This window comes from Nocardia barduliensis (assembly GCF_013315795.1).
In the GTDB taxonomy this organism is placed as follows: domain Bacteria; phylum Actinomycetota; class Actinomycetes; order Mycobacteriales; family Mycobacteriaceae; genus Nocardia; species Nocardia barduliensis.
Genome location: NZ_JABLTE010000020.1, coordinates 59,419 through 76,873 on the forward strand (window position 1 = coordinate 59,419; position 17,455 = coordinate 76,873).

Consider the following 17,455-nt stretch of genomic DNA (forward strand, 5'->3'; position numbering starts at 1 on the left):
TGGGTGGTGTCATCCGGCGACCTCCGCCCGGCGGCGCTGGACGTCGGCAACGACCTCAGCGATGCCGTCGGCAAGCAAAACCCGTGATTGCCAGCCAAGCACGCGGTGGGCCCGGCCAGCGTCCATCACCATGCGGCGGGCCTCGCCGAACACAGCAGGCACGAACTGCCGCGCAACCTGGGTGCCGGTTATCCTGCACACCTGCTCGACCACCTCGGCGACGCTGGTTTCCCGACCAGAGGCAATATTCACCAGTCCGACGCAGTCCGCCCAACACGCCAGGACGACCGCGTCGGCGACATCGCCGACGTGAACGAAATCGCGGGTCTGCTGTCCGTCTCCGGTGATCCGAATCGGCCGACCATCCACGAAATCGCGCACCAGCTGCGGAATGACGCCGCAGGCCGGTGCAGTCTGTCCGGGGCCGTAGACGTTGCTGATAGCCAGCGCGACGTACGGTAGGCCGTGGTCGCGGTGGAACAATTCCAGGTAGCGCAGCGCGGTGGCTTTGCTCAATCCGTACGGTGAGCTCGGCGCGATCAGTGTCCCCTCGGTAACCGGCAACTGCTCGGCCGGCACCTGGCCGTAGATCGCGGCGCTGGCCGCATAAACAACTCGTTCCACGCCCACAGCCCGGCACGCCTCCAGTACGTTGACGCTGCCCCGGATATTGATATCCGCATCCCGGAGCGGCGAGCGAATCGCCGATGGCAGGCTCGACTGTCCGGCCAGATGCACCAGCACCTGGGGCTGCCAACCCCGGATAGCCTCAGCGCAGTCGTAGCTGCGAACATCCGCCACACACAAATCGCCGTCGCTGAACCCGAGCGTCCGCGCCCTGGCAAGCCGCTCTATGCGCCCGGTCGACAGATCATCGATGACCTTGACGTCGGCACCGGACAGCAGCAAAGCGGCGGTGACATTGCCGCCAACGAAACCTGCACCACCAGTGACGACAATCCGTACCCCAGCGAGCTGGCGATCTCTGATGGAGTGCGAGGGCATGGCTTCCCACGCAGCCGCCGGTCCGCGGAGAGTTCCGGATGACTGTCTGTTCGTCTGTGCTAGCTGGTTCGAGTACACGACAAACCTCCGTAGTCGATACACCCGGCGCGGGGGGCTTTCGCCGCCGACTCGTCGTGCCTGTCCGGCGGTCGGCGTTGCCCTTGCAACAACCCGGCGCCGAGTGCTGACTTCGACGATCTCGCGAAAACTACTGCGCTGGAATGGGATAGCTGTTGGGATCCGTTGGGATTCGCCGCGCTGTTGGGACACTGTTCGGATACCGTGATACGGCGGCAATCGCGAGGGGGATCGTTGTGGTAATCCGCACCTGGACCGGCGCCGAGGCCGTCGCTCTGCAAGAAGCGCTCGGAAAGTCCGTGCGCGGGTTCGCTGCGCTACTCGACGTCGACGTCACCACCGTGGCGGACTGGCGCAAACGCCGTGCCGCGGTCACACTTCGCCCAGCAACGCAGAATCTTTTGCGCAGCGCGTTGAACACGGCGGATCCACGCGCTCGGAGAGAGTTCGAACGGCTTGTCGCCAGCAGTCACAAGCAAGCATCTACGCTCACAGGCGAATCCGTCACAGACGGCGACGACTCCTCGAAGGGGGTGGAGACCTCGCACCGCCGAGATTTCATTGCGCTCGCCGCGGCGGTTGCCTTCGGTGCCCAGCTGGAGCAACCGGCCACAATGATCATCGACGCCGCCGACCGCAGCAGAGTCCCAGCCACAGTCCGTTCCGGCGACATCCGGCAACTGCAAGCCACCGCCGACGCGCTGGCCGTGTGGGACCGCCAATCCGGCGGCGGCGCCACCCGGCACCTGCTGCTAGGTGAACTCCGATGGGGACTGGCCCTGCTCGACGGTTCCTCCACACCCGCTGTGCGTGCACAGCTGGCGGCAACCGTCGCCGAACTCGCCGACTCAGCAGCCTGGGCGACCTTCGATGCAGGACTGCACGCCGACGCACGCGAGCTGTTCATTCTCGGGCTACGTATTGCTCGCGAATCCGGCGATCTGGGCATGCGTGCCCACGTCGCCACCGGCTTCGCGCGGCAGGAGATCCACGCAGGCAATATCGATGGCGCGCTCGACCTTGTACGGCTGGCTCAAACCGGCGTCGACGCGCTGACCCCCAACACCATCTCAATGCTGAACACCGTCAAAGCAATGGCATACGGCCGCGCCGGTGACGCCGATGCCTTCCAGCGCTACGCCCAACTCGCGCAGGATACCTATGCACCCGACACCATTGCCGATGACCCGGCATGGATGCACTACTACACACCAGCGAAACTCGGCGGCGACCTCGCTGGTGCACAGTTCGATCTTGTCGTCACACACCTGCTGCCCGAGGGCGACCGCTCACGCAAGGCAGTTCCCAGCAACGCATCCGCGGACCTGGTCGACCAACTCGCTGCGGCGGTCAGGCTCTACCCCGACCAGCGGGCACGCAGCAAAGCGATTACCGCGGCCAGGCTGGCCACACTGCTGTATCTTGAACGCGATCTGACCGGGGCCAAGGAAGCCGCCCGCACAGCACTCGATCTCGCCAGCGGTGTCCGCTCAGCACGTCTCGGCAGCGACCTGCAACTACTCGCACGCGCCGCCAACACCGGCCCAAGCGACGACATCACACGCACCATCCACACCGAAGCACGGACCCTGGCAGCCTCCGTATGAGCGCACACGCGCCGACCTGAAAGGATGCTCGACGTGAGCGAAACGACAATAGTGTCCGAAATCGTCGATACAGCACGGTATCTCGGTATCCAGGGCATTCCCGATGCCGAACGCATGACCACCGGACGCGTCTGGCCCGCCGGCCACGGCTGGGTCGGCGAAATCGGCGAAGGCCCCGCGGTACACGCCCTCGACGACATGTACGGCTCCAAAGACGAAGCAATCGAGGCCGTCCAAACCGAGATCCGCCGCCTGCGCGACGAAACCGCCGCGCTCCTCACCGCAGCCGGAGGCAAAGCAGCCGAACTCGCCGCGACCCGCCCCCACTGGCAGGCACCGGTAATCAAACTCTTTGCCAACGCCAGCCAGCAACAACCGACGCTACTGCAGGGAGCCTGATCACAACGTAGGACTACGGCTGTCGCGGTGTTTTCAGGCGTTCGAGCGCACCTTCGGGTGTGATCGACCAGTGGTCCTTGAATTCCGTTCGATATCGGGGACTACGAGCGCCGCGTACAGGCGAGCCCGTGCTTCGTCTGCGCGATTGTCGCCGGCACCCACGATTCAGACCTGGTACAGGTCATCGCCGAGGGGGCCAACCCGTCGACAACTCCAAGACCACCGATTCCAGATGTGCTCGGTGTTCGCGTCGCTGCGTGGGATCGTGCGTTCACAGCTACAGGGTTTTCTCCAGACCGGTTGATAATCTGTAAGTGTCGTGTTCGACCCGGTAGTCGCCGTAGGTCGCGGGCTGTGACTCGACTCGCGTGTACTGCGCAGGCAGCGGCAAGAAGGTATCGCGGTCGAACGTCGTGTCGACACGGGTAATCAACAATTCCTCGGCGGCGAGGTCATCGAGTGCTCGGGCGTAGATCTCACCGGGTTCGAACAGGTACATATCACCGATATCGAGTCGACTCCAACGGCCCGACTGGCTACATCGAAGAACACTCGCGAAGCGACATCCGTTTCTATCTCGTCTTCGACCCCGATGATCGACTCGTCGACGAGAACGGGATGACGAGCTGGCTCATGGCAGTCCGGTGCCTGCACCAGGACAGCCACGTGGAGGCCGAGTAGCGCCCATGCTTCCTATGCGACTTCCACCAACTCGGCCAGATCTACGCAGTGGAGCAGGTGTGCCGAGATCTTGCACGCTTCCGCCGCCAACAGCTCGGTAGAGACCGATTGCACCAGCATCTCCAGCGAGACCCGGCGCGCGTATTCCTCGTCGAATGCGCGCACTCGCACCCCGATCGCGACGCTGGGCTCGTATGTACCGGCGACGACCATCGCTTGGAACGGACCTCGGTGCTCGCGCTCATCGTCAGGATCGTCCGGGTCGGGGTCTGTGTGCTCCAGACACCATGGGGGGCACTCTCCGTCGGAGGCAGTCAGCCGCAGGTCCGCGGCGTCGATCAGCATCTGCACTACCCGCCGAGCTTCATCGGCGGTCAATTCCAAGCCGACTCCGTGCGGATCTACCATTTCGATCACACACCTGCGTGATTCGCCATGATCGCGAGCACTGACTCGCATCGATATACGACGGACAACGCCGATAACTACCACTTCGGCGATTTCGAGCACCAATTCCGGTCCATAATGGACAATGCCAACGCTGGGATTATTCATATCCCGCCCCTGGTGCGATTCACACCAGGGCGGGCATGAAAAATTCACGGCCACAACGACTCCCCACACTCATAGCCGACATCCGTGCCGCGCCCGACAGACTCAACTGTAACGCTCTGACATGGTGACTGACTAGGCGGGCGGGACATCCGGGCGGTTACGTCAACCGGTATTGCGACAGGACCGCTCCGTATTGAGCATTCAGGACACGACGTAAGCCTGGGGCGTAGCGGCCCAACCCAGAGCAGCTGGTCCGATCCGCGGCAGAACGCACGCACTCCCACCAGGCGTATGGACCCGCTAGCAGCCCAGTTCCTCGAGGAACGCGGCCGTCTGATCCCCGACCCCGACCGGCACCGCGATGTCCAGGAGCACGCCATTGCGACCCCGCTCGCACGACTCCCAGAAACGTTCCCACCGGGCGGGCGAGCTCGGCGGTCAGCAGCGCCGCGGCCAGGTCCGGCCACGGTGCGCGCAGGCGGGCGCCGACAAGCCACTTGTACGGAGTGTTCGGCGGATCGAGCGCGTTCGGCACTTTCGCGGCGCAGCACTTGTCGGTGGACCTTGCGGACCCGCTCCGCGACGCAATGTGAGTGTTCCGAATCCAGCCGCGCAACGATCGTCGTTAGCGCACGAGGTCCATTTCGTATCCGCAGTACCAGATATGGCGTGATCGCTGAAAATCTGGTTCCATGGCATTGGAGGATCAGCAGGCTGGACAAAGGAAGAAAGTCCATGCCTACAGCACGACACTCGCAGGGTCTACCCCTTCCCTCCCCTGTGGGGCAGCCACCAACTCTTCGGCAGCAGTCAACGATCTCGATGATCGCTGTGTCGATCCTCAACGATCGCGCGCGTTTGTCGGCTCGGCGTAGTTTCGCTGCGATGGGCTGGCCGCCCGGACATCCCATCGCCTATTCAGTACATGGGCACGTCATAGCCATCCGCGGTACTTACGCGGGCACTTCACGGTTCAAGATCGGGGCACTCGGCCAGATATGGCTTCCCGCCCAAGTGTTGCGGGCCACCGGACTCCGACCGGGCAACCCGGTCGTGGTTCTCGCCTTGCCAGCCGACGGCCTTCTGGCGATCATTCCGGCACCACTCGTCCAGGACGCCCTGTCCACCATGGTGGCCGAGATAGTCGGTGCCGCATGAACAGCGCCGACCTCGAGGCCGCGCGTCTGCTGTTGCAGCGCCTCGATGTTCGCCCCGAGGATCTGCTGACCGCGCCTACCCACGTGACCATCCCGACCTTCGGTGAGTACGTTCCCCAAGTAGTCGACGCCGCTCCGGCCGGCGCCCGACGAACCTACCTGCCCTACTGGCAAAAACTCAGCAGCCGCTGGCCCGACCGCAGCATCGCCGACCCCACCGGCCTGGAACTCCAGCAACTCGTCGAGCACACACGACGCCACGCGATCGTGCGCCGCAACAGCCGGGAAGGCCGCAGCGCCGCCGAACACATGGTCGGCGCGATCCGGCGCCTCTACCGCCACGCCGTTGCCAGCCAATACATACCCGCCTCCCGAAACCCCGCTGCGGCACTGGACAAACCACGCCGCCAGCGCAGCTCCCGCCGCGCGCTGTCCGCCCGCCAGCTCACCCAGATCAACCACGTCGCCGCCACCACCGGCGACGACCCCGACCTCGACACCCTCCTACTACGCCTGCACCTCGAGACAGCCTGCCGCACCGGCAGCGCCCTGCGCCTACGACCAGAAGACATCGATCCCGACCACTCCCAGATACGACTGTTCGGAAAAGGCGGCACCATCCACTGGCAACCGATATCCCCCACCCTCACCACTCGCCTGCTCCACCACGGCAGTCGTGGAGACGACCCCAGCCAGCAACTTCTGCGATACCGATATGGGCGCCCCATCACCCGCCGCCGCTACGACCACCTCTGGGAACGCCTCGGCCGCCACCTGCCCTGGATCACCACCCACCAGATCACCACCCACTGGCTACGCCACACCACCCTCACCTGGATCGAACGCCACTACGGATACGCCATCGCCCGTGCATTCGCCGCCCACGCCGAACCCACCGGACAAGACGGCGCCACCCTCACCTACGTCCAAGCAACCATCACCGAAATCGCCACCGCCGTCGCCGAACTCACTGACGAACCACACCCACTCGCCACACCCGACGACACACTGACCGACCTGCCATTCGGAGGCATATTCTGACCGAGTTCGCACGACCACTCATGTTGCCCCCGACCGCGCACGGAGGCGGGCGCGCAACTCGTCGCGAAAGGTGATCAGGAGCAGGACGGCCCCGGCCACGGAACCGAAGACCTGGTCCAGCGCCTCGGTGACATTTCCCACGACCGAACCCGTGCGCGCGGGGCGCGCACAATGCGGCGGACCGGTCGTCGATCCCGCAGGCCCGGTCCAGGACGAGTTCGGCCAGGAGTGCGTCGAAATCCTCGAAGTGCGCTGCAGCACGGAGAACACGTCGAGGCCGGTGAGATGGTCCGTAGCTGGGCTGTCCGGTAGAGGGGCCGCCGAACATATCGCCGCCACCTTCCTCGAGAAACTCGACGCCGTTCCCTGCGGCAGCGTCGTTGCCGGACAGGTTCGTCGCGGAAACCGCAGCCCGGGTGTGAATCGCCCCCAGGGACCACAGGTCTGAGGACAGCAAGCGAATGAGAACAGCAGGCTGATAGCTAATCCGCTCCAGTTCCGAAATTGGTGTCAGTCCTGCCACTTTCACACTGAAGCGGGATGGCACAGTTGACTGTTACCGATCAGCGATCTAGTTTAGAGGTGTCTTCCGCACGGATCCCCGTCACTGGTGGCCCGTCTTCGTGTTCAAGTCCCCTCTCGCGCATTACTTGCACACGGATCCCCGTCACGCGTGACGGGGATCCGCGCAAGAGCGCTCGCTCATCCACCCTCCCGCTCGCCCGCAGCACTCCGCGATGTCGAATACCCGCCGAAACCGCTGCTGGAGGCACATATCAGCACTACGGATGACGTCCTCGTGCGCCCGGGTGATCTCATGCTCCTCTACCACCCGGGCTCGGCGCGACCGCGCGGCAACCGTGCACGAGAACCTCCTCGTGCACGCGGAACAGCACCCACTCCGGCACCGCGGGCCGACGCGAGCACATCGCCGGACACCACGCGGTCATCGCTCGTTCGAGGCGCTCCCCCACGGGCCGGCCACGAACCGGCGTGTCGACTTCGGCCGAATTCTCGAATCAGCCACGCGACAGCAACCCTTGTTTGTACGGCACCCCGAGCGGCAACCCACGCAGAGCGGCGATACTCGCTGACGTGCCCTTACACGTCGCCGCTGCGGTAAGCAATACAGGAAACCCTTACACCACAGGCCGTTCCGACAATCTCCAGAAGCCCGCACCCACCTCAATACCAACCGGTCACACAATTCTCTGTCGAAGGCCGTCGACACTCGCTCATAGGAACGGGCGGCACCGCCACCACACGGCTAACCCACCCGCGCCCAAGTCGATCACCCACCCGTGGCCGACAAGACGAGGATCGCGGTCGACATCGTCGGGACAGCGGCGACTGTCGTCCCCGGATTCCGTCGCGGTCACACCCGCCCTGGTCGGCGCGCCGTTGCGGTCACGGTCCTGTGCTGCACTGGAATCCAACACACAGTGCACGAACCCGATGGCACGATGAACCCGTTCCGCAGCGCGGAAGCCGAAACCACTGATCGACACGTTTACAGGTCGACCGCGCCGGCCTGTTTCCACTCGTATGTCACCTCGGCGATGTCGGCCGGGTCTATCTCGTTAACGGTGTTTGCGGCGATTTCCATCAGTAGGTTTGGGCGTTGGGCCAGCGGTCGGCGAAGGTGATCGCGAAGGCGTTGACCGCGGGCTTCCAGCGCATGGTCCATCGTGCCCGACCGGCGCCGGTGGGGTCGAGGGATCGGGTGACCAGGTAGAGGCACTTCAGCGCGGCTTGCTCGGTCGGGAAGTGGCCTCGGGCTTTGATCGCGCGCCGGTAGCGGGCATTGAGCGACTCGATGGCGTTCGTGCTGCAGATGACACGTCGGATCTCGATGTCGTAGTCGAGGAACGGGATGAATTCCTCCCATGAGTTCTCCCAGAGACGAACGATCGCAGCGTATTTCGTGCCCCACCGCTCGGTGAGTTCATCCAGCGCCGCGCGTGCCGCGGCGGCGTTGAGGGCGGTGTAGATCGGTTTCACATCGCGGCGCAGCGCGTCCCAATGCTGGCGGCCGGCCAGCCGGAAGGTGTTGCGGATCAAATGGATGATGCAGGTCTGGACCGTGGCCAGCGGCCACACGTTCCCCACCACCTCCGGTAACCCTTTCAGCCCGTCGCAGACCAGGAAGAACACGTCTTTGACCCCGCGGTTGCGGATGTCGGTGAGCACACTCATCCAGAACTTCGCGCCTTCGCCGCCGGTGCCGGCCCACAACCCGAGGATGTCCTTCTCACCGGTGACGCTGACTCCGATCGCGGCGTAGATCGGCCGGTTGGCGACCTGACCGTCGCGGACCTTCACCACGATCGCATAGATGAAGACGGCCACGTAAACCTCATCCAGCGGCCGGCTGGCCCATTCCTGCATTTCAGCGACCACTTTGTCGGTGATACGAGAAACGGTCTCTTTCGACACCGACGCGCCGTAGATCTCGGCGAAGTGCGTCGAGATCTCCCCGGTGGTCAGGCCTTTGGCATACAGCGACAGCACGATCTCATCCACCCCGGTCAACCGGCGCTGGCGCTTTTTGACGATCTGGGGTTCGAAACTGCCGTCGCGGTCGCGGGGCACCTCGATCGGCACCGGCCTGGTCGTCTCGGTCAGCACCGTCTTGGGCCTGGTCCCGTTGCGCACATTCGCCGAGTCCCGCTCGGCGGGCGCCTGGTTCGGCTCGAACCCTAGGTGTTCGGTCATCTCCTCGTTCAACGCCGTCTCGAGGACGGTCTTGGTGAACTGTTTGAGCAGCCCGTTCGGCCCGGTCAGGGACAAGCCCTGTTCCTTGGCCATCCGCACCAGCTCCGCCGCTGCCAGTTCCTCGGCCGAAGCCTCAGCCTTCTTCCTCGCCACGGCATCAAGTGTCGTCATCACGGCACCTTCCCGCTGAACTTCGTTCAGCGCGTCAGGCCGCAAACACCGTTAGATCCACAGTCCCGGTTCAGGTCGCGACACGTAATTCTTCAGCGGTGATTTCCTCGAGTGAGCGCCGCCGTGTCTCAACCAGGAAGGGAACGCCCGCCGCCGTGGCGATTGCCATCGGTACTGCACTGATCAGCGCAGTGACCGAGATCGAGGGCGTCGCCACCGCGAGTACCACCAGCGCGATTACCACGATGCCGCCCGCTTTGCTCATGCTGGCCGCTAAACCGCTACCGCGTGAACGAATCCGAGTCGGATACGCCTCAGCGCTGTAGGCGATGAGCACCGCGACTACCGAGCTCGCGCCCCAGATCGGAGGAATCAGCAGGGCATACAACAGCGCCCTGTTGTTGGCGACTTGGTCGCCGAGCGCAACGAAACTGAACAACGACACGGCGAGCAGCGCGCTCAACAGCACCATCGTCCATTTAGAGGAGCGGTGGTAGAGGTACGCTACCAAGAAGTTGAGCGGAAAGCCGATCAACGCTGAATCGCGCAGGATCTTATCTGCGGAGACGCCGCTGAATCCCAACTGGCGCAGATTCGTGGGCAGCCAGAGCTGGAAGCCATAGACGACAAGACCGACACCGAGCCCGACGAGTACCAGCACGGTGGTGATGCCAGCAAATGGGGCTTGCACCAGTCTGCGGTAACCGCCACGCACGTTGTCGTCGATACGAAGTTCCGACTCTGCGACCGGGACGATGGCGGCATGGTAGCGCCGCAGCACTTCCTCGGCCTCGTCGCCGCGCCCCAGCGCGAGCAGGAAGCGAGGAGACTCGGGCACCCAACGGGTTAACACAATCGTCAATAGTCCAGTGGGCAAACCGATCAGCCACATCACCCGCCAGCCCAGGGTCTCGCCGATGGTCGAGGACAACCAGCTGGTGATGACATAGGCTCCCGCGATGTCGCCGCCGATCAGAACCATCAGCCAGCCACGGTGCCGCGCGGGAATCGTCTCGGCGAGCAGGGTGAACGCGATCGGGAGCATGCCGCCCGCACTGATGCCCATGATCAGGCACATCAGCAGGTTCAGTTCGAAGCTCGGCATCGCACCGCACACCGAGGTGGCCACGAAGAAAACACCTGCCAGCACGATCGCCGCCTTGCGACCGATCCAGTCGCCGAGCCATCCCCAGATGAATGAGCCGATCACGGTGCCGGTGATACCAGCCAGCGGCAGCAACGCAGCGGGCAAGTCGCCATCGGGGTTCGTCGCCGTGCGAAGTCCATATTCCTTGGCCACGCCGGGCACCACGAATGCCAGCGTCGTCGGCTTCATCACGTCGATGGTGATCGCTGCGGCAAGCACGAGTAACAGCACCACGTGCACACGGGTCATCGGTGCCTCGTCCAGCGCGCGCACCTGAAGGTTGACAACTCGATCACGTCGTTCGCCAATCGGAATCAGCCCATAAGTTGTGCCCACAAGGCCGACGACGATCAAAACCATTCCGCTGATCATGGCGGCGTCCATCGACATGCCCGCCATGCGATAGCCCACGTCCCCGGACTGTAGGTACATCGGAAAGTGCAGTGTGGTACCGATGGTAGTCACAGCGAGCCCGCCCCAGAAGCAAACAGTCCGTCGACGGATCTGAGATCCCGGTATGGATGTGGCTTTCCGCGGCTTTACGTTGTGAGTTTGCTCGCTCATGTATCGAGATACCCTTCTTACCACACGGATTCAGTCGACGTCGCGTTGGCAGCGTCGCAAAGTCCAGGCTCATCGCGAGCGGCGAAGCGCACGAGCATCCGATGAAGTGGCTCGACTCTGATCACTGCATATACGACCGACACCACACCGCTTCTCAAATCACTTCTGAATGATCCATCCCATGGCGGAAATCGAAATCCCTCGAATCGCCCACCAATGCGTTGCGAGGGACTTCATCTCCGCCACGGTAGCTGCACACCTGGCGCTCAGAGTCGAACCGGCTTCCTTTGCCGCCCGGACCGCGCCCGTCTTTCCCATCCGCTGCCCTCGCATACCGACGACTACCGGCTGGTAGCCTACCGGCGCATTGACATCGGCGCGCTGGATCGAGGGACGTTGCGCGAGACGGAACTCGGAAGTACTTCTCTCGGTGGGACGAGCCGCGGAACCGGCCGCTGGCGGGCGGGACTTCAAAGAGTCTCTGGTTCCCAGCACTTGCGGAAGCGCTCTCCCATGCCGGCCTTCGACGCCGAGCGCGGGTCTATCTCGCTAACGGCTCCTCTCTACTCATCGAGACTTGACACAGAGAGGAGCCAACATCGGTCGCCGTCACGTTCACCCAGGGAGAAGCGGAGGCCATTGCGACAATGAACCTCGGCGCGGTCCTGGGGCAACTGCCCCGAACTTCACGCCCGAAGCCAAACAACGCCTCGCCGACAGCATCACACGCTATGCACAACAGGCAGCGCAGTTGCCCGGGTCAACACTGACGATTATCGTCGACGCTCCCATCCAAGCCCCACCCGGTGTCACAGTCGCGATCACTCCCTGACGACGCACCCAACCGCACGCGGCTCGCTTCGTGAGCGAGCCGCGTGCACCGGTCAGGGGCGGAGATGACGGAACCCTACGTCAGGCTGCGACGCGCCAGCGCGATTCGTCCCAAGAGCGACACCGGGTGACACCGCGGTGAGCGCAGGAGAACGCCACGTCAACCTACGCGGCCAATCGATCGACGAAGCGGAGGGCGCTCATCGGCTGCCCGCCCACGCACATGATGGCTCGCGCTGGTGGTTGTGTCCGTGCCTGGCGTGATCGGTACAGGATAATGGGGTTGGTCGAGGCGATGCAGCGCCACGGTGGCGATGGCACCGATCGTGCTGAGGCCCAGCCACACCGCCCAGTCCGCGTCGGCATCGCGTGCGGCGCCGACGACAGCGCCGGTGGCGAGGTTGCCGATCAGGATGCCGACGCCTACCACCGTGTTGTAGAGGCCGTAGTGGGTGGCCACGAGTCTGCCCCGCGAGAGGGTCACTATGGTGTCCATCTCGAAGGGGAATACCGCGGCCGTGCCGACTGCCAGTATCGTGGTCGAGGCCAGCAGCGCGGCTACCGCAGCGCTTGTTCCGAACCAGTCCGGCCCGGGGATCACTGCCAGCGGTAGGAACGACACGGCCAGGATTCCCATGCCGACGACCAGACTGCGGCCGGTGCCCCATCTCGCCTTGAACCATGCGGTGATCCTCAGCTGACCGGCCACCGCCACCAGCCCGGACACCACGAACAGCGCCGTCACCATGATCTGCGACCGGTCTCCCGCGATGAGTTCGGCCTGCAACGGCAGGGCGAGGTAAACCTGGAACGACAGCACATACGACCCGATCATCGCCACCGCGAATGCCAGGAACCGCCGGTTGGTGATAACGCTGCGCCAGTCGTCGAGCACCGACGTCGGCTCGGTCGCCACCTCGGCGCGCCGCGACGGCAGCGCGAACAGTTGCGCCACTGTCAGCATCGCGAACACGACCGCCGCCGTAGCCGCGGTCAGCCGGAAGTCGAGCGCCATCAGGGCGAGGCCCACGAGCGGACCGGCCAGGATGCCCGCTTGATAGAAGATGTTGAACACCGCGAACGCCTCAACCCGCCGTTCACCCGTGTCCGCGGCGAGGTACGCGCGCACGGCCGGGTTGAACAGTGCACCGGCGAACCCTGTCGCCGCTGATGCGATGAGCAGTGCCGGTAGCGAGGTGGCGAATGCCAGCAGCGCGAATCCGGCGGTACGTAACAGACAGCCTGCGACGATGAGCGGTTTGCAGCCGAGGCGATCGGCCAGCGTGCCACCGATGAGGAACATGCCCTGCTGGGAGAAGTTGCGTACACCCAGCACCAGGCCGACTGCCCATGCCGCCAGGCCGAGCGGCCCGGCGAGATATCCGGCGAGGTAGGGCATCAGCATGTAGAAGCCGAGGTTGATGCCGAACTGGTTGATCATCAACAGCCGCGCGGGCAGGTCGAAGCTGCGGAACTTTCCGATCACATTCACCAGAGCGTCTCCTCGCGCCCGGTCTGGCCGCGCGGATCCACAACTGTGGTGCATCGGGTCCAGGAATGCACCACTCGCTCGCCCGGATGCGCGATCGTGTCCGGTTCGAGTGGTGGGGCGGCGTCGAGCAGGCCGTGTGCGGCGCAGTAGGTGTTGTTGTAGATGGTGTCGAAGTAGCGTTGCGGCCCGTCGGGGAAGACGGCCGCGATCCGGGTGTCGTCATCATCGGCGGTGCGGGCCGCCCAGCCAGCGACCAGCGCCACAGCGCCGACGCTCCAACCGCCGGTGGCGTGGTGTGTCGCGGCCAGTGTCCGGCACGCCCACACTGCCTCCGACGGCGCCACCCAGTGCACCTCGTCGAAAGCGGCGTAGTCGACGTTCAAGGGGAAGATGCTCGACCCGAGACCGCGCATCAGCCGCGGACCGGGTGGTTGGCCGAAGATCGTGGAGGAGATGGTGTCCACGCCGATCAGTTTCAGATCCGGATTGAATCGGCGCAGTACCCGCGCCACTCCGGCCGAGTGCCCACCGGTGCCGACCGCGCATACCAGCACATCCACGTCTCCCAGTTGTTCCCACAACTCGAGCGCCAACGATTCGTAGCCGGCGACGTTGTCGGGATTGTTGTACTGATCCGGGCACCAGGCCTCGGCATCCTGGTCGAGCAGTTCGGCGACCCGCTCGCGGCGCGCCTGCTGCCAGCCACCACTGGGATGGGGTTCGGCAACGAGATCAACCTCAGCGCCGTAGGCGGCGAGCATCTGCGCGACGATCGGTTCCAAGCCGGGATCGGTGACGACGGTGACGGGGTGGCGGTAGACCATGCCGGCCAGCGCCAACCCCAGTCCCAGTGTTCCGCTTGTTGATTCGATGATCCGCGCTCCCGGTGCCAGGTCTTTGCGGGCTTCGGCGCGCGCCACCATGTGCAGCGCGGGACGGTCTTTCATCCCACCGGGATTGAATCCTTCGAGCTTGGCCCAGAACCCGCGCCCGGCCGGGGCCAGCGGAGCGCCGACCCACAGCACGGGAGTGTTGCCGACCAGTGCGTGCGCCTGCCGAACAGCTACTGGGGCAGAGAGCAAACCAGCCGGTCCTTCGGTGCGGTTGTCGAGCGCAACCTTGTCCATGATTATCGCTTCCTGTATCTGCGCCATGAAGGCGGTACGAACGATGATGGGCAGCGAGCACCGGCCGACGACCCGGCAAATCGACGGCCTGATGCTGACCGGTCAGCGTCGTGCGATACAGAAAAGCGTCAAAATGCCGCGCCCACCGGCTGCGGGCAACGGTGCAGTCGGCGGTCCGCGGACCGCAGCAGCGGGCGGTGAGAAGACGGTTGCGAGGACAACTCCTGCTGCGATCAACAGCGACAGCAGGAGCTGCAGGGGCTGCGTGTTCTTGCCTGCGCCTGGCAGCACTGACTTCACGAGGTGGGTGATGTGCCCACATTCCTCGTCGGCACAGTCGATGACACCGTGCACCTGGGCTTCTGAGGCGACATGGTTGAACAGATCGGACGCGGCAGAGACCACGAGTTGGGTCGGCGGATCGCCTGCCGACTGTCTGCAGTCCGCCAACGAGGCTATGAGCAGCAGCGCGGCGAGCAGCACCGCGGCCAGCGAGCCACCGCGCCATATCCGGCCGCTCAGGTTCACCGTGCTCCCACGGTTGCGGCGAGTTCGCGACGGGCCCGGTGCGGCCGGATGTCGAGACCGATCAATACGCCGCGTATACCGAGGTGATCGTCCACCCGACTCACCCGCACGGCCTCCGTTCGTCACACCCACTTGCCCCTGACCAACTGCATCGTGACGGATACGACGGCGATACGCCGCCGACATCCACCCGCAACAATCTACTATCTCGGTACGTAAATAGTTGGATCTGTGTGACTAGTCCCACCGGGTTCATAGGAGTCCCCGACTCGGATGGGCTCGCCGGGCCAGTGCGTCGTATCACGGACCTGCCTCCGATCGGTGGGGCGGGCATGTCGACCCGGTGCGCCAACGCCGGACCGACGGACGAATCTCCAGTTCGTGACCGGCGGATCGAGCCGACTCCCAGCTCCGATGACTGGGCTGCTCACCGCCCTCCCGTGTCATCGCCGACCGGAGGCTCGTCACCGAATCGGCGTTTGGCACAACGTTTTTGGGCGGCGTTGCTCGACTCACCGAGGTTTGATCGGGGTTCTGGGAGCGGCGCCAGCGGCGGCGGGGTTACCCCGGATGGCCGCTTCCGCGTCGGCGACGCAGTGCCGCACGCAGTCCTTCGGCTTGCTCTGGAGTGATCTCGTCGACGAAATTTGCCAGCACCAAATCGGATCGGCCGCCGGTGCTGAGTGCCTCCCGCATCATCTGTGCGCCGTATTGCTCGCGCGACAGCGTCGGCCAGTAACGAAATGCTTTACCGACGCGCTCGCGATCCAGCCATCCTTTGCGATGAAGATTGTCCATCGTCGACAAGACTGTGGTGTAGGCAATTTCGCGTTCCGCGGAAAGTTCCTCGAAGACCTCCCGCACTGTGGTCGGATCCATACAGTTCCAGACCCGGTCCATGATCACTGCTTCCAGTTCACCGAATCCTCGTGCCGACATCTGCGGCGCCTCCCTCATCTCGGCGCATCTCCTGCCGCTCGTTGCGCTTTCCGGCAGGACGCAACGACCGATGGACCGCACCCCGGCAGGTGCGGCTCGGTAGAAAGGGCGGGTCGGAGCTGGTCCGTGCCCGCGCTTTACGAGATACGTACGTAGATGTTAAGGCCAGGCAACTATCCGCGCCCAGCGACGAATTCGCAGCATTGCCGCGCGAGCGAGTCGTGAATCCCCAGGTGAGGTGGTGCTCGAATAATGTTTCGGTAGCTGCCGTTGAGGCGCTACTGCTCTGCTAGGCCGAAGGAGCGCCCCCAGCGATGCCGGTCATGGCCATCAGCACCGCGATCAGAGGGCCGAGAGGGACGGCAATCGCCACCGTACCGAGTAGAAAGCGGGCACGCATCCGTCCAGCGAGATCAGCGGGCGCCGCCAGACGTTCGACTCGCTCGGCGAGGCCGATACTGGTTGCAGCGAGGGCTCCGGCAGGTCCGGGGGTGATCCCGGCGAGTGCTACCAAAGCCTCGCGCACAGTGTCGCGGCCGTGCCGCCGGGCCGCTGCATCGTCTGCGCACATCTCCAGCAGCCGCGCGGCTTCCTCGGCACCTCGGGTGAACAACCGTAGGCAGGGAACGATCGCCGCGAGCCCGCGGGTGAGCGCCAGGACCAGGTGGTGGCGTCCTAAGAGGTGCGCGCGCTCGTGCGCCAGAACCGCGCCGAGCTGCTCGACGGCGAGAGTTGAGATGATCCCCCGAGTGACGACGACGGTATCGGGCCTGCCTGCCACGCAGTACGCCCCTGGCTGTTCGATCTCGACCACGACGGCATTCAAATTCGCGTCGTGACGGCCTGCGATCCGCACCAGCCGCGCATGCTCGTGGGTCACGCTGCGGGCGCGCAACAACGACCGTCCCAGCTGCGCGATCGCCGACACCGCAGCCAGTGCACCGAACGCCGCCAAAACCAGAAGCGCCGCCCGTACCACACCGAAGCCACCCGTCGCCGCATCGTGTAGATGTGAATAGCACGTATGCAAGATCGGATGTCCCGGCCCTGTCCAGTCATGAGCTGTGTCGGCGATCAACAGGCCCAGAGCTGCGCCGCAGCAGAGGATCACCGAGGAGATCACACTCAACCACGCAAGCAGCCCGAAACGCGGCGCGGTGCCGCTGCGGGTGAATCGCTCCAGCCACTGCGGAGCCGAGATCACCAGCGCAAACCCGTAGACCAGTAGCCAGGCCGCGACATTCATCCGGCATACCATCCCGTACGCGACATGACTGCAGCACTCACGTGTACGAAGCTCTCGGCCGAGAGGGCACGCGACACATGGTTCTCCTGCCGATCGGCGGCGTGGGCTGTGTAGGAAACCGGAAGATTTTGCGGTGCTGCCACATACTAGTTCCGTACGGAGCAAGGAAGCA

Annotated in this window: 15 protein-coding genes; 4 read left to right on the forward strand and 11 right to left on the reverse strand. The window is 64.4% G+C overall.

The window, feature by feature from the left end; all coding sequences use genetic code 11:
- Window positions 1–9 precede the first annotated feature (9 nt).
- Window positions 10–1,005 carry an NAD-dependent epimerase/dehydratase family protein gene (locus HOV91_RS11650; protein WP_063711428.1) on the reverse strand — a complete coding sequence of 332 codons (996 nt, stop codon included), beginning with the start codon at window positions 1,003–1,005 and terminating at the stop codon, window positions 10–12.
- A 314-nt stretch (window positions 1,006–1,319) separates the two neighbouring features.
- Here HOV91_RS11650 and HOV91_RS11655 point away from each other — a divergent pair, with 314 nt between their 5' ends.
- Together HOV91_RS11655 and HOV91_RS11660 are read left to right on the forward strand one after the other, a co-directional pair.
- Window positions 1,320–2,690, forward strand: a complete 1,371-nt coding sequence (locus HOV91_RS11655; protein ID WP_043737182.1) for an NsdA family TPR-like regulatory protein — start codon at window positions 1,320–1,322, stop codon at window positions 2,688–2,690.
- Between the two features lie 33 nt (window positions 2,691–2,723).
- Window positions 2,724–3,089 carry a hypothetical protein gene (locus HOV91_RS11660; protein ID WP_157227668.1) on the forward strand — a complete coding sequence of 122 codons (366 nt, stop codon included), beginning with the start codon at window positions 2,724–2,726 and terminating at the stop codon, window positions 3,087–3,089.
- A 277-nt stretch (window positions 3,090–3,366) separates the two neighbouring features.
- Here the strand turns inward: HOV91_RS11660 and HOV91_RS11665 are convergent, their stop codons facing one another.
- Both HOV91_RS11665 and HOV91_RS11670 read right to left on the reverse strand, forming a co-directional pair.
- Window positions 3,367–3,588, reverse strand: a complete 222-nt coding sequence (locus HOV91_RS11665; protein ID WP_043737176.1) for a dihydrofolate reductase family protein — start codon at window positions 3,586–3,588, stop codon at window positions 3,367–3,369.
- A gap of 194 nt (window positions 3,589–3,782) precedes the next feature.
- Window positions 3,783–4,394: a DUF6907 domain-containing protein gene (locus tag HOV91_RS11670; protein ID WP_425295284.1), complete on the reverse strand. Its 612-nt coding sequence runs from the start codon at window positions 4,392–4,394 to the stop codon at window positions 3,783–3,785.
- A 753-nt stretch (window positions 4,395–5,147) separates the two neighbouring features.
- On the opposite strand from HOV91_RS11670, the gene HOV91_RS11675 reads away from it, so the two are divergent.
- Together HOV91_RS11675 and HOV91_RS11680 are read left to right on the forward strand one after the other, a co-directional pair.
- The gene (locus HOV91_RS11675; RefSeq protein WP_083888028.1) at window positions 5,148–5,483 is read left to right on the forward strand and encodes an AbrB/MazE/SpoVT family DNA-binding domain-containing protein; all 336 of its coding nucleotides are present in this window, start codon (window positions 5,148–5,150) and stop codon (window positions 5,481–5,483) included.
- Window positions 5,480–6,523, forward strand: a complete 1,044-nt coding sequence (locus HOV91_RS11680; protein WP_174185409.1) for a tyrosine-type recombinase/integrase — start codon at window positions 5,480–5,482, stop codon at window positions 6,521–6,523. Before HOV91_RS11675 ends, HOV91_RS11680 begins: the two co-directional genes overlap by 4 nt.
- A gap of 18 nt (window positions 6,524–6,541) precedes the next feature.
- On the opposite strand, the gene HOV91_RS40485 is transcribed toward HOV91_RS11680, so the two are convergent.
- The 8 genes from HOV91_RS40485 to HOV91_RS11715 form a co-directional block, all read right to left on the reverse strand.
- Window positions 6,542–6,664, reverse strand: coding sequence for a hypothetical protein (locus tag HOV91_RS40485; RefSeq protein WP_280413563.1), 123 nt, complete (start codon window positions 6,662–6,664; stop codon window positions 6,542–6,544).
- Window positions 6,665–8,128: 1,464 nt separating this feature from the next.
- Complete coding sequence (locus HOV91_RS11685) at window positions 8,129–9,412, reverse strand: IS256 family transposase (RefSeq protein ID WP_086007599.1); 1,284 nt, start codon at window positions 9,410–9,412, stop codon at window positions 8,129–8,131.
- A 67-nt stretch (window positions 9,413–9,479) separates the two neighbouring features.
- Complete coding sequence (locus HOV91_RS11690) at window positions 9,480–10,967, reverse strand: MFS transporter (protein WP_157227643.1); 1,488 nt, start codon at window positions 10,965–10,967, stop codon at window positions 9,480–9,482.
- Window positions 10,968–12,111: 1,144 nt separating this feature from the next.
- On the reverse strand, window positions 12,112–13,392 hold the full coding sequence (locus HOV91_RS11695; RefSeq protein ID WP_169334563.1) for an MFS transporter: 1,281 nt from the start codon (window positions 13,390–13,392) through the stop codon (window positions 12,112–12,114).
- A gap of 47 nt (window positions 13,393–13,439) precedes the next feature.
- Window positions 13,440–14,570: a PLP-dependent cysteine synthase family protein gene (locus HOV91_RS11700; RefSeq protein WP_043737089.1), complete on the reverse strand. Its 1,131-nt coding sequence runs from the start codon at window positions 14,568–14,570 to the stop codon at window positions 13,440–13,442.
- 102 nt (window positions 14,571–14,672) lie between these two features.
- Complete coding sequence (gene lpqS, locus HOV91_RS11705) at window positions 14,673–15,098, reverse strand: putative copper homeostasis (lipo)protein LpqS (protein ID WP_043737065.1); 426 nt, start codon at window positions 15,096–15,098, stop codon at window positions 14,673–14,675.
- Between the two features lie 561 nt (window positions 15,099–15,659).
- A complete protein-coding gene (locus HOV91_RS11710) occupies window positions 15,660–16,037 on the reverse strand; it encodes a BlaI/MecI/CopY family transcriptional regulator (protein WP_043737092.1) in 378 nt (125 codons plus the stop codon).
- Between the two features lie 289 nt (window positions 16,038–16,326).
- Window positions 16,327–17,283, reverse strand: a complete 957-nt coding sequence (locus HOV91_RS11715; protein WP_043737095.1) for a M56 family metallopeptidase — start codon at window positions 17,281–17,283, stop codon at window positions 16,327–16,329.
- Window positions 17,284–17,455 lie beyond the last annotated feature (172 nt).

Bases quoted from the DNA above. Each gene is read 5' to 3' on its own strand.
- HOV91_RS11695 (WP_169334563.1), bottom strand. From the start codon at position 13,392: ATGATCAACCAGTTCGGCATCAACCTCGGCTTCTACATGCTGATGCCC.
- HOV91_RS11665 (WP_043737176.1), bottom strand. From the start codon at position 3,588: ATGTACCTGTTCGAACCCGGTGAGATCTACGCCCGAGCACTCGATGAC.
- HOV91_RS11680 (WP_174185409.1), top strand. From the start codon at position 5,480: ATGAACAGCGCCGACCTCGAGGCCGCGCGTCTGCTGTTGCAGCGCCTC.
- HOV91_RS11650 (WP_063711428.1), bottom strand. From the start codon at position 1,005: ATGCCCTCGCACTCCATCAGAGATCGCCAGCTCGCTGGGGTACGGATT.
- HOV91_RS11715 (WP_043737095.1), bottom strand. From the start codon at position 17,283: ATGAATGTCGCGGCCTGGCTACTGGTCTACGGGTTTGCGCTGGTGATC.
- HOV91_RS11675 (WP_083888028.1), top strand. From the start codon at position 5,148: ATGATCGCTGTGTCGATCCTCAACGATCGCGCGCGTTTGTCGGCTCGG.
- HOV91_RS11710 (WP_043737092.1), bottom strand. From the start codon at position 16,037: ATGTCGGCACGAGGATTCGGTGAACTGGAAGCAGTGATCATGGACCGG.
- HOV91_RS11700 (WP_043737089.1), bottom strand. From the start codon at position 14,570: ATGGACAAGGTTGCGCTCGACAACCGCACCGAAGGACCGGCTGGTTTG.